This window comes from Hyphomonas sp. UBA4505, assembly GCF_002388685.1.
Lineage (GTDB): Bacteria > Pseudomonadota > Alphaproteobacteria > Caulobacterales > Hyphomonadaceae > Hyphomonas.
In genome coordinates this window covers 224,764-236,542 of sequence record NZ_DGMZ01000003.1, presented here as the reverse complement: position 1 = coordinate 236,542, position 11,779 = coordinate 224,764, and the positions used below count along the sequence as shown (strand labels likewise).

Annotated in this window: 11 protein-coding genes; 4 read left to right on the top strand and 7 right to left on the bottom strand. The window is 55.4% G+C overall.

Translation table 11 applies throughout. The features are described from left to right. The 5 genes from B3527_RS02780 to B3527_RS02760 form a co-directional block, all read right to left on the bottom strand. Nucleotides 1–393 (bottom strand): hypothetical protein (locus B3527_RS02780; RefSeq protein ID WP_290479599.1); only part of this gene is annotated, 393 nt, incomplete at its 3' end. A 183-nt stretch (nucleotides 394–576) separates the two neighbouring features. Then, a complete protein-coding gene (locus tag B3527_RS02775) occupies nucleotides 577–1,233 on the bottom strand; it encodes a sugar transferase (protein WP_290481927.1) in 657 nt (218 codons plus the stop codon). Between the two features lie 404 nt (nucleotides 1,234–1,637). Further along, the gene (locus B3527_RS02770) at nucleotides 1,638–2,225 is read right to left on the bottom strand and encodes a polysaccharide biosynthesis/export family protein (RefSeq protein ID WP_206990692.1); all 588 of its coding nucleotides are present in this window, start codon (nucleotides 2,223–2,225) and stop codon (nucleotides 1,638–1,640) included. A gap of 51 nt (nucleotides 2,226–2,276) precedes the next feature. Then, entirely contained in the window at nucleotides 2,277–3,200 is a 924-nt protein-coding gene (locus B3527_RS02765) for a metallophosphoesterase family protein (RefSeq protein WP_206990691.1), read from the bottom strand. A 25-nt stretch (nucleotides 3,201–3,225) separates the two neighbouring features. Then, nucleotides 3,226–4,293 (bottom strand): glycosyltransferase family 2 protein, encoded by a 1,068-nt coding sequence (locus B3527_RS02760; protein ID WP_242517319.1) that lies wholly within the window; start codon nucleotides 4,291–4,293, stop codon nucleotides 3,226–3,228. A 179-nt stretch (nucleotides 4,294–4,472) separates the two neighbouring features. On the opposite strand from B3527_RS02760, the gene B3527_RS02755 reads away from it, so the two are divergent. From B3527_RS02755 to B3527_RS02740, 4 genes are all read left to right on the top strand, one after another. After that, nucleotides 4,473–4,763, top strand: coding sequence for a putative quinol monooxygenase (locus B3527_RS02755; RefSeq protein WP_206990690.1), 291 nt, complete (start codon nucleotides 4,473–4,475; stop codon nucleotides 4,761–4,763). A gap of 12 nt (nucleotides 4,764–4,775) precedes the next feature. Continuing rightward, on the top strand, nucleotides 4,776–5,999 hold the full coding sequence (locus tag B3527_RS02750; RefSeq protein ID WP_290479597.1) for an acyl-CoA dehydrogenase family protein: 1,224 nt from the start codon (nucleotides 4,776–4,778) through the stop codon (nucleotides 5,997–5,999). Between the two features lie 5 nt (nucleotides 6,000–6,004). Beyond that, nucleotides 6,005–7,456, top strand: a complete 1,452-nt coding sequence (locus B3527_RS02745; protein WP_290479596.1) for an MFS transporter — start codon at nucleotides 6,005–6,007, stop codon at nucleotides 7,454–7,456. Nucleotides 7,457–7,524: 68 nt separating this feature from the next. Beyond that, entirely contained in the window at nucleotides 7,525–8,946 is a 1,422-nt protein-coding gene (locus tag B3527_RS02740) for a Do family serine endopeptidase (RefSeq protein WP_233347789.1), read from the top strand. Between the two features lie 9 nt (nucleotides 8,947–8,955). On the opposite strand, the gene B3527_RS02735 is transcribed toward B3527_RS02740, so the two are convergent. Together B3527_RS02735 and B3527_RS02730 are read right to left on the bottom strand one after the other, a co-directional pair. After that, on the bottom strand, nucleotides 8,956–10,344 hold the full coding sequence (locus tag B3527_RS02735; protein WP_290479595.1) for an alkaline phosphatase family protein: 1,389 nt from the start codon (nucleotides 10,342–10,344) through the stop codon (nucleotides 8,956–8,958). Between the two features lie 150 nt (nucleotides 10,345–10,494). Further along, entirely contained in the window at nucleotides 10,495–11,760 is a 1,266-nt protein-coding gene (locus tag B3527_RS02730) for a cytochrome P450 (RefSeq protein ID WP_290479594.1), read from the bottom strand. Between the last annotated feature and the right edge of the window lie 19 nt (nucleotides 11,761–11,779).

Sequence of the window (11,779 nt, the reverse complement as noted above, 5' to 3'; positions counted from 1 at the left end):
CAAGGACGCATCGGTTACGGTTATGGTGTCTATACGTGCATATTCACCGGCATTCTTGGAGCCCTCGATCGTGATCACGTCGCCCGTGTTGAGGTCGAGCTGGAAGGCGTGTGTGTCGATCACCCATCCACTGGAGCCACCTGCGCCGGTCCATGTCTCGACCTCGACGCCGTTGACGTAGACTGCGAACTCTGACGCGCCGTCATTCTCGTTGAAGAAGTTGACGGCAAATTCGTAGGTGCCGTCTTCGCCGGTGAAGGCACCTGTCGCGGTGCCAGTGCCCGTCGACTTGATGGTCTGTCCGCCCGAAGCGTTGGAATTGTCCTCGACCAGATAATCACCTGCGAGCGTCAATGTCTCGGCTTCTGTTGTCCCGACTACGATATCGGCCATGATGGTACGCTCTCAACTAAACTGTCTTGATCCGGCTCAAGCATGAATGCTGGCCTATAGTAAATCGGAACCGGTTTGCTTGCCACATCATTCTAGTCTCACGAGACTGGGCAGCGGCCGGGGGGTAAATTGCCATGACTGTTTGAACCGGGTTTTCCAACCTCGGCACCTATCGCGTCAGGGTTAGCGGGCACCCTTGGAATTCACCACGGCCGGCACGGTAAGCAGAAGAATTTTCACATCGGTCAGAAAGGTTCTGGTGCGCGCGTATTCAACATCCATTGCGACGCGGGTCTCGTAGGATGTGTCGCTGCGGCCACGGACCTGCCAAAGGCCAGTCAGGCCAGGGCGTACCGCGCAATAGTGTTTGTACTGGTCGCCATATTTCGTGATTTCATTTTCGACGATCGGACGCGGCCCAACCAGCGACATGTCGCCCCGGATGACGTTGACCAGTTGTGGGAGTTCGTCGATCGAGCTTTTGCGGATGAACTGGCCGAGTGCCGTGATACGGGGGTCATTGGTCAGTTTTTGCGTTTCGGCCCATTCGCGACGTGCATCCGGATCTGTTGCCAGCAGCTGTTGCAGGCGATCTCCTGCATCGGTCACCATCGAGCGAAGCTTGTAACAAGCAAACTGTTCACCGTCTTTGCCGAGGCGCATTTGCTTGAAAACGGCGGGGCCGCCATCTTGCAGACGGATAAAGATGGCAATTGTCAAAATCAGGGGAGCAGTGAAGAGCAGAATGCAAGATGCCACCACAACGTCGAAGACGCGTTTTGCAATCTGTTCCGCACCCGAAGTATCGGAGCTGTGGCGAAGCGATGCGTACGTAGCCATCTCCACTTCACGTGACTCTTTTGAAAGTCTCAAACCCATTTTACGTCCCCTAGAATCTACTCATCTGCGCCGGGTTTACTGCCTCACCCAGTGCGGACCTTAACGAGCGGTTAACTCGCAAGAGCCGTTGGATGTTTATTTCTTTCAGGGAGGTTTGCAATCTCTGTACCGCGAAATATGAAAATAATTAACGGTTGGAGACAAATTTCGCGCCACAGGGGAAAGTAAAGCGCAAATAATCGAGCAATCTGTACACAAAAATGGCATGTTCGAGGCAATTTTTGCCTCGTGCGTCAGCGGTGATCGATTTTTGGACAGTCGCGTGCCAAGGCGGCACAGTCTGGAATGAAAAAGGCGGCCCTGTTTCAGGGCCGCCTTTTCGTTGATTCGCGTCTTTGTGGTGCCTAGAAGATGCGCTCCCCGATACGGATCGTATCTCCAGGTTTAACGGCCGTATTGGTATCCAGCGTGTAAGTCTCTTCGGATGTGGCGTCAGCGCCTTTGACGAATACAACTTTCTTGTTGGCTCGGTATGTAAAACCACCTGCCGCAGCGACGGCATTCAGCACCGTCAGACCGGAATTGTAGGGGTACTCTCCCGGAGAGCCGACTTCGCCGAGAATATAGTAAGGGCGGTAGTTGATAACTTCGGCGCTGACGCGGGGATTCAGGATATAATCCCCGTCAAGCGTTTCAACGATTTTGGTTTCCAGTTCTGGAGTTGTCAGACCGATTGCTTCGACCTGGCCAACCAGGGGCAACGAGATCGCTCCGGAGCCATCCACATCAAATTCACCGGAAAGGTCCGGGTGTCCAAACACGGTGACACGCAGCCGGTCTCCATTGCCAAGGATATAGGCCGGAGCCGTACGTTGCTCGTGACTGGTCTCAGGTGCGTCTGATCTCTGAATTGCTGTGCCAGCCTGACAGGCAGACACAATCAGAAAAGCGCCAGCCACCAAGGCTGAGCAGATTGAGCGAAGAGTCATCATGTCCCCATATTCTCCGTTGTTGGCGGCAAACGCCGCTTTGCAAATTGATCCCTAAACAGGACTCGTTTCCAGAAAGCTGACATCGGTCTTAAAAAGTTTCGCTGCTGACAGGCGGCCACTAATAAAGGCGCCCGTATCGAGACCGATGCGACGATTGTCGCGGAACACACCTTCTGCAGGTGTGTGTCCGTGGACCACGATATGTTCGAATTCTTTCGTATCATCCAGGAATTCATCCCGGATCCATAGAAGGTCCCGTGCCGATTGCTGTTCAAGGGGCACGTCAGGGCGCATTCCCGCATGTACAAACAGATAGTCTCCAGCAACATGGTACGATTGAAGGGAGTTGTAGAAATTCAAGTGTTCGTCGGGCAGCCTCTCCCGAAAGCCCGTCCAGACTTTTTCCCAGGCCTTCTGGGCTGCTGTCATGGCTTCGTGGGAGGTTAGACTGGAGCGGGTATTTGGCGGTTGGAAACCATACGAATAAAGGGTTTCGCCGCCGCCGTAGCGGACCCATTGTTTGCCGAAACCAGCATCGCTCAGGAACCGCAGCAATGCTTCTTCATGATTGCCCATCAGGAAAATGGTTCGGAATTCCTTGAGACGATCACCGATCAGGAAGTCGATCACGTCGCGCGATTGCAAACCGCGATCAATATAGTCACCCAGAAATATCAGAGTCCGCTTTGTCCCCGCTGGCAAGGTTTCGGAATCCTGTTCGATTTGCTCTACAAGACGCTCCAAAAGGTCGCAACGCCCATGAATGTCTCCGATCGCGTAGATGCATTCGCCATCCGGAGCGTGACTAATACGCGGCGCGACCGCGACCGGCTCTTGCCGAACGGGTGTCTCAACCTGGTCTGCGGGTGCATTGAAGCCTTGCCGCATGCGCGCACGCAGAGACGTCGTCGAGCGGGTCAATTGAGCCAATCTCGCGATAAACGACTTCTGAATCTGTTGCGTCAGCTTGGGCATGGATGCTCTGCTATTAATGACTCGTTTATAGTGTTTTTTGCCGGAAAACCAAAGGTAGGGCGCGTTTGTCGCTTTTGGGGAGGAAAGTCTCTCGCAAGAAACCTGCCGCCCAGCTCATATGCATGGTTCCCGATGCGAGACCCGCAAACAGACCACATGTCGAGCGCTTCCAGACTGCCACAGCGATTGAGGCAGCCCCCAGCACGCCGACATAGCCGAGTGGCAAGATCAGTGCTGGCCAGAATAGTGGCGATACTACGAGACCGAAAACACTGGCCAGCAAGGCAAGTATCGGGATGGCCTGACGCATTTTAAGGGTGTGGCGGTGTTTCCGGGCCGTGCGGGCGCGGCCCTTACCGTAATTGAAGTATTGCCGAGCGAGCGCCTTTACGCTGCCGCGCGGCACATACTGAATGCGAATATCGGCGTCGAGGAATATCCTGCCACCCGCCTGAACCACTCGCTTGTCGTACTCTGCGTCCTCATTGTGGGAAAAGGTCTCATCGTATCCGCCAATCATCTTGAACACGGCGAGATCGAAACCGGCATGGTGCCCGTGGTCGACATAGGCTGATTTGCGACCACCCCGATGAGCCGAGCCGCCCGACCCCAAAGGCGTATCTACAACCCAGGCATTCGCGCGTTCGAAACAGGTTTCCCCCACTGCGTCCATCGGGACAACGACCGAGGCTGCGTGCGTGGTCTCGAGCGCGTCAGCCACGTCAATGATGAAGTTTTTGGGATAGATGGAGTGGGCGTCGCAGCGGATCAGGAATTGTGTCTCCTCGCTGGAATGCTGGTTGGCCGCAAGGTTCAGCGCAGCCGACTGAAGGCGTTTCGGATTGTGAAGCACGCGCAAATTCGGAAACTCACCCTTCAGGCTCTCCACAATCGCCACCGTTTGGTCAGTGCTGCCGCCGTCTGCTACGGTCAGGGGGACATGCTTCAGGCGTTCATCGCCGTCCATCAGCGACCGAATACATGCTTCGATATGCCGTTCTTCATTCAGCGTTGGGATGACCGCCAGCACAGTTTGTGCGGGCGCTTCCCTGACAAGTCGACCTGCGTTTCGTTCCATTACATCGCCAAACATTTGGGTCCCCGAAGTATTTGTTGTCCGTTAGAGAGCAAAAAGCATTCCATTTTTACGATGAGATGACGCAAGTCCGCTGAAAGCGTGATGAATGTGCAGATAATCCCCTCCCTTACGTTAATCTTGCCGTCAGCCCCGAACCTCCTATGGATAGTGTAAACATATAGGAGGAAGCAGACATGATTGGTGTGATCGCGAAATTGACGATTCAGGACGGCAAGAACGAACAGTTCGAACAGGTGGCCAAGGATTTGATGGCAAAAGTGAAGGCCAACGAGCCTGGTTGCCTGACCTACCAACTCTACAAATCCAAGAAAGAGGCTAACACCTACATTTTCATGGAGCAGTATGCGAGTCAGGCTGACTTGGAGTCGCACGGCCAGACCGAGTATTTCAAAGCTGCCGGGCCGGGGCTCGGTGCTTGCCTCGCGGGCGCGCCGGAAATTTCCTACTTTGACAGCATAGACTAGTTCGGGGCGGTTATGGATCTCTCGTTTACCAAGGAAGACCTTGAATTTCAGCAAGAAGTCAGGGACTGGATTGCGGAAGCCTATACGCCTGAACTCCGCGCGAAAAAGGCCATGTCCAAGAATGGCTATCTCGACAAGGAGGGCCAGGTCGAGTGGCAGAAACGACTATACGAAAAAGGCTGGGTCGCGCCGAACTGGCCCGAAAAGTATGGCGGTCCCGGCCTGTCAGGGTCTGAGCGATACATCCTGAACATGGAGCTTTCGGCTGCTGGTACACCTACCGTCAGTCCGATGGGCATTTCCATGGTCGCGCCGGTCTTGATGGAGTTTGGTTCCGAGGAGCAGAAGGAAAAATACCTGCCTCCAATCCTGCGTTCCGATGTGTGGTGGTGTCAGGGCTATTCCGAGCCGGGCGCTGGTTCCGACCTCGCCTCGTTGCAGATGAGCGCCGTAAGGGATGACGACGATTATGTGCTGAATGGTTCCAAGATCTGGACCACGCATGCCCAATGGGCAGACATGATCTTCTGCCTTGTGCGCACGTCCAAGGAAGGCAAGACGCAGGAAGGGATCAGCTTTATTGTGTTCCCAATGACCCTGCCGGGGATCACAATATCCGCGCTGCCGACGCTGGACGGTCCGCTGGAAGGCCAGCAGGAAATCAACCAGGTCTTCTTCGAGGATGTTCGCGTGCCTGTCGCCGACGCCCTTGTGGGCGAAGAGAATATGGGCTGGACTTATGCCAAGTACCTGCTCCAGTTCGAACGGGGCAATGCTTATGCGCCCGGACTGCGCAACATGTTGCGCAAGGCCCGCAAGATTGCGAGCGTGGAACAGTCAGATGGTGAGGCGTTGATCCGGGATCACGATTTCTCTCGCAAGCTGGCGAACATGGAAATCAAGATCGATAGTCTGGACGCGACCGAGCAGCGGATTTTCTCCGCACTCTCGGCCGGGCAGGCGGTTGGGCCGGAAAGCTCCATGTTGAAGTGCGAAGGCTCCCATACTCAGCAAGCGATCACCGAGCTTGTTCTCGAAGCCACGGGCTCTTATGCCGCTCCGTTCATTCAGGACAGTTTTGCCGTGGCCCGCGCTGGAAAGAATGCCGACCTGCCGATGCCGCAATATGCGGTGCCGGTCGCGCCGAGCTACTTCAATTACCGGAAAGCCTCCATCTACGCTGGTTCGAATGAGATCCAGCGCAACATCATGGCGAAGATGGTTCTTGGTCTTTGACAGACATGGCGGCGTCCTTATCGGTTGCGCGTAAGCCAAGCCTGCTGACCCGCATCGCCTATGGAATTGGCGGTGCGGCCAGCGGCGTGAAGAATAACGGATTCGAGTACTTCCTGTTGCTTTACTACAGTCAGGTACTCGGTATCTCAGCCTCTCTTGTGGCTGGCGCATTGTTCCTGGCGCTTGTGGTCGATGCCGTATCGGACCCCGTCGTCGGCTATTGGTCTGACAATGTGCGCACCCGGTTCGGCCGGCGGCATCCGTTCATGTATGCCGCTATGCTTCCACTGGGCGTTGCTTATTTTCTCGCATGGAATCCACCAGCAGGCTTGGATAGTCACGGACTGTTTTTATGGCTCGTTGTCATAACGATCACGGTGAGGCTGTGTTTCACCTTCTATGAAGTGCCGAGTCTCGCGCTCGCCGCGGAGCTGACGCAGGATTATGACGCACGAACCAGCCTCATGTCCTTTCGCTACTTCTTTGCGTGGGTCGGGGGACTGGCGATACAGGTCGCCTTGCTGACGATGTTGTTGCGGCCAACTGAAACCGTGAAGATGGGATTCTTCAATCTCGACGGTTGGCATACGTATGGATTGTGGGCAGCGCTCACGATTGTCGGCGCAATCGCGATTTGTGCCGCCGGCACACACAAATACATTCCGTATTTGAAGGCGGCGCCAGCTGCGCGCCAACTCAGTGTGGGCAAGGTATTCGGAGAAATCTTCGAAACGGTTTCAAACCCGTCTTTCCGTGCATTGTTTCTAGCGACACTATTTGGCTTGTTCGCCAGCGGCATCTCTGCAGCCTTGAACCAATACATTAACGGCTTCTTTTGGGAATTCGATACTGATCAGATTGCCGGGCTTACTGCTGGAGTGTTCGTGTCAGCAGCGATCGCGTTGGTGGTCGCGCCCATCATTGGCAAGACGCTGGGCAAGAAGCGCGGCTCAATCATTATCGGCCTTCTGGCATTCACCATCGCACCCGCGCCAGTTCTCGCGCGCTTGCTTGGCTTCATGCCGCCGAATGGCTCCGATACGCTTTACTATCTCGTACTGTTCATCACAGTTTTCGATCTGGCGCTGATCATTGCAACGCAAATGCTCATGGCGGCGATGGTTGCTGACATTGTCGAGGAAAGCGAACTGTCCACGGGGCGTCGTTCGGAAGGGATATTCTTCGCAGGTATCAGCTTCATTCGGAAGCTGTCGCAAGGTGCGGGGATACTGACTGCGGCGGTCGTGTTGTCGATGGCAGATCTGCGTCCCGGTATGCAGCCTGGGGAAGTAGCCGAGACTTCGCTGAATAAACTCGGATGGGGGTATGCAGCCTCGTTGCTCGTGATCTGGATGCTCATGATCCTGTGCATCAGCTTCTATCGAATCAGCCGGGAAAGTCATGAAGCCAATCTTGCGGCGCTCGCTGCGAGAGACGACACAGACCCAACCCCCTGAAAAAACTCACTGATTTGTCATGATTGAAGGAATTGCGTCCCGCTTCGCGCCGCAATAGAGCCATACTCATGGTCCATACAATTCGCATGACAAAACACGTTTCGAAGTTCCTGGCGATTGCCGGGCTTTCGGTTCTGGCTCTGCTTGTCGTGGCGGTCTTGCCACTTTTTGCACACGCCCAACGGTTACCCCAATCGCAAACCGAGATTGATCTCAGCTTTGCGCCGCTGGTCAGGGAAGCTTCGCCCGCTGTGGTGAACGTTTTCACCGAGCGCATGGTCGCCAACCGGGTCTCACCCATGGAACAATTGTTCTTCGGTGATGCGATCCCGAAACAGCGCCGTCAGAATTCGTTGGGATCCGGCGTGATCGTGGGTTCAGATGGTGTGATCGTAACCAACAATCACGTCATAGATGGTGCGGACACGTTTCGGGTCGTCTTGAGTGATCGCCGGGAGTATCCGGCCGAACTTGTGCTTGCGGACGAGCGGACAGATCTGGCTGTCCTCAAAATCGACACTGAAGGCGCTGTGCTGCCCACTCTACCATACGCGGATACCCGGGCAGCCCAAGTCGGCGACCTTGTGCTGGCGATCGGCAACCCATTCGGGGTTGGTCAAACGGTGACCAGCGGCATCATCTCAGCAACGGCCCGCACGGATGTGGGCATCTCCGACTACGCCTTCTTCCTTCAGACGGATGCTGCGGTGAACCCTGGCAATTCCGGCGGGGCGCTTGTGAACACGAAGGGGGAGTTGGTCGGTGTGAACACTGCAATCTTCTCCCGATCCGGTGGGTCCAATGGTATCGGTTTTGCCATCCCGGCTGAGATGGTGAAGCGCGTTGTCGACGCCGGCATGAATGAGGGCACTTTCGTCCGTCCATGGCTGGGGCTCGCCGCGCAGTCTGTCAGCTACGACATCGCCAAGGCGCAAGGACTGGATCGCCCTGTCGGAGTCATGGTGACGGAAGTTTACGATGATGGCCCAGCGGACAATTCCGGTCTGCGTCGAGGCGATCTCGTGACCGCCATCGATGGGCGGGAAGTGTTTGACGAAAAGGGCCTGAAGTTTCTGGCCGCTGTTCGTAGCCCCGGCGACGAAGCGATACTGACCGTGCTGCGGGGGGGGAAGACGCAGAACATCGGAGTCACGGTCGAGCCGCCACCCGGCGCTCGCGAAGCGGATATTGTACTTCTAGATGGACGAACGGCTTTTTCGGGTGCGCGAGTTGTAGAGCTGTCTCCCCGGCTCGCCGAGGAGAACGGGCTCGACCCGTTCCAGAAGGGATCCGGAATCTATGTGCATTCAGTGATGCGGCGTTCGATTGCCCGGAATTTCTTCCGACCAGGGGATATCGTCCGCTCGGTGAATGGTGCGCAAACAAAGACCGTAGACGAGCTCAAATCTGCGCTCGCAAAGGATGCGAGCAGCTGGGATATTGAGATCGAACGGAATGGTCGTGTGGTGCGAGGAACGGTCCGGCTCTAGGCGGCCTGGCTATTCCGCGGCAACTTGCGATGCAGCGCTCGCGGACCCCTCGAACATGTCCATCATGATGCCATAGGCATCCTCAAGCGGTAGCCTGTCGGCATGACGGATGGCGCTTCCATCGGCGGTTTGCACCCAGAAAGCCCCATTGCGGCTGTGCTGGGAATTGTTGACCTGACCAACCAGCATGAAGAGTTCGTCAAAGGCTTTACGCTCACCGGTTTTGGCGTTGGTTATCTCGAAACCTGGGTCAGTCTTTGAAATCAGCCCAGACCAGAACATGATCCGGTTGGCTGCTCGCCGCCATTCCATGATCGTTTTGCCATTCGACTGTAGGGCGTCGAGCGTTGCTTCTGCTTCAGCTGCCTCTTCCTCGGAGGCGAACGTTGCCCAAGCCTGATGGGTCATGACCGGTTCGAAGCTGACCGGTTGCGGGCCACCCGCCCAAGCAAACAGGTCTTTGAAATTGTGGGGGCGATAGACAAATTTCCCACCAATATGTTCGTAGCGTGTGTTTGCTTCCTGGCTGAGCGCAGTGGCTAGGACGATCCGGCCAGTCGGCCCGACCATGTCGAACGCCTTGCCGATAATCGCATCCATGTGACGATACGAATCCTCGATCGCGTTGCCGTAATTGAGCATTTCCTCGTCAGAAGGTTTCACCTGGTAGACGTCCGGTTGCATATGCCGCCAATACCGGTGCTGGAGATAGGCGGTGGAATTGGCGAAATATGTCGCGAATTGCGGTCGGCGCTTCGACCATGTGTTTGCAAACACGTCCCACATCAGCAGATCGAGCACGAGCGCGCGTCGCCATTTGCGGTCGGCGGAAGATGTCTTCTCACCAGCGATCTGGTTCATCGCCTTCGTGATCGTCTGGAGTGAAAGGCCGTGGCCCAGCATGAATTTTACAAAATTGAGCGCGTCAGCACGGGTGGGTTTGGCATTCGGATTGGTGTGTTCAGCCACATGGAAGCTGATGAATTTGTGAAAGGCTTCATAGGCCGGATCGCTTGGGCGCACGCCCGCAGACCAGGGGTCAGGAACGAGGAACACTGTGTCCTTGTGGGCCGTGTCGGCATTCATCGACCCGAAAACGATGCTGTCGATGCCGTCTTCTGCCAGCGCGTCCCAGATGCGGGGCGTCTTGATCAGGTGCCCTTCGTCGAGTTCTGTAGCGCCGTGTACGTGTTCCGTCTGCCCCGTGTGGAAAGTAGGCCATTGTACCCAAGGCTCCAAAGTCGGGTCGTCGGTATGGGTAACATAGACGTCTGAACTCTTGTGGAGCTTGCGGAAGTTCGGAAGCTCGCCCTCATCCATCATGCGATCGATGATGGGAGGGCAGAGCTCATTCAGTTCCAGAACCAGAACCGGTCCGTTTTTCGTATTTGAAAACATGACAAATATACCCTTGGAAACCCACGCATTCTGCGCCTTTGCCGATCTTAATGCATGAATTGCGCCACGAGTCGATTACCCGTACCGACGGTATTTGAACTCCGGGGCGCAAGGCATGTTTGTAGGGCATTCCGGCCAAAACCTGAGCGTTTAGCTGTCTTTTCTCGCGTGAAGAATAACCGGAAGTTTCTCATAGCCGAGCACAAAATTGGAGAGGACCCGCGTGGGTTCGCCCGTTACTTCGACCCGCTCGAACCGGTTCATGATTTCTTCCCACAGAATGCGCAATTGCATCTCCGCAACTCGATTCCCCATGCAGCGATGGATGCCGAAACCAAAAGACAGGTGTCGCCGCGCATTGTCTCGGTCGATGCGGAAATCATCGGGATCATTAATGACATCTTCATCGCGATTGCCTGACGCATACCACATGACGACCTTGTCGCCCTTGCGTATCTTCTGGCCGCCAAGTTCGGTGTCTTCGGTTGCAATGCGTCGCATGTGTGCCAACGGCGTCTGGTACCGGATGATTTCCGAAACCATATTCGGGATCAAGGACGGATCGGCTCGAAGCTTGTCGTACTCGTCAGGAAACTGGTTCAGGAAATAGACGCCGCCAGAAATGGAATTCCGGGTCGTGTCGTTTCCACCGACGATGAGCAACATCAAATTGCCGAGCAGCTCAATCGGATTGTCGACCATGTTCTTTGTGTCTTCGCTATGGGCGAGCAGCGATATGAAATCGAATTTGCGCGGCTGTGCCGCCCGTTCGCGCCAGAGCTCGGTGAAATAGGCTACGCATTCATTCAAATGCTTCATGCGCCACTCCATGTCGGTGCCGACAATGCCGACCGCATCGCTTGTTGTGGCGACATCCGACCAGAATGGCAGCTTGTGGCGGTCCTCGAAGGGAAAGTCGAACAATGTCGCCAGCATTTGGGTGGTCAGTTCGATTGACACTTTTTCTACCCAGTCGAATTCCTTGCCAACAGGAAGGCTATCCAGGATCGTGCACACACGTTGGCGGATCAGGTCTTCGAGTTCTGAGAGCTGGGTCGGTGCGACAGCTGGCTGGGCTACCTTGCGCTGGATGTCATGAATTGGCGGGTCCATAGCGATAAACATGGGCGGCTGGAAATTATCGCTCGGATCGCCAATCACGATGCTGGGTTCAGACGAAAACGTCTTGTGATTTGAATCGACCGCGATGATGTCATGATACTTCGTGACGGACCAATACGCGCCGACAGAGCTTTCCGGGCAATAATGGACTGGCGCTTCCTTGCGCAGTCGCCGGAAATACTCCCCCTGCTTATTGTTCAGGAATATCTCTGCCTTTGAGACATCAAAGGTTTCGAGCGGCAGGCTCCAGGGATCTGGAATTGTGCCTTCCGCCTCATACTCTGTATCGGCCATGCTTTCCTCCCGGTTTTTC

Excerpts from the sequence above, each read along its gene's own strand:
- B3527_RS02755 (WP_206990690.1), top strand. The coding sequence starts at position 4,473 with ATGATTGGTGTGATCGCGAAATTGACGATTCAGGACGGCAAGAACGAA.
- B3527_RS02765 (WP_206990691.1), bottom strand. The coding sequence starts at position 3,200 with ATGCCCAAGCTGACGCAACAGATTCAGAAGTCGTTTATCGCGAGATTG.
- B3527_RS02740 (WP_233347789.1), top strand. The coding sequence starts at position 7,525 with ATGGTCCATACAATTCGCATGACAAAACACGTTTCGAAGTTCCTGGCG.
- B3527_RS02775 (WP_290481927.1), bottom strand. The coding sequence starts at position 1,233 with ATGGCTACGTACGCATCGCTTCGCCACAGCTCCGATACTTCGGGTGCG.
- B3527_RS02730 (WP_290479594.1), bottom strand. The coding sequence starts at position 11,760 with ATGGCCGATACAGAGTATGAGGCGGAAGGCACAATTCCAGATCCCTGG.
- B3527_RS02745 (WP_290479596.1), top strand. The coding sequence starts at position 6,005 with ATGGCGGCGTCCTTATCGGTTGCGCGTAAGCCAAGCCTGCTGACCCGC.
- B3527_RS02735 (WP_290479595.1), bottom strand. The coding sequence starts at position 10,344 with ATGTTTTCAAATACGAAAAACGGACCGGTTCTGGTTCTGGAACTGAAT.
- B3527_RS02760 (WP_242517319.1), bottom strand. The coding sequence starts at position 4,293 with ATGTTTGGCGATGTAATGGAACGAAACGCAGGTCGACTTGTCAGGGAA.
- B3527_RS02770 (WP_206990692.1), bottom strand. The coding sequence starts at position 2,225 with ATGATGACTCTTCGCTCAATCTGCTCAGCCTTGGTGGCTGGCGCTTTT.
- B3527_RS02750 (WP_290479597.1), top strand. The coding sequence starts at position 4,776 with ATGGATCTCTCGTTTACCAAGGAAGACCTTGAATTTCAGCAAGAAGTC.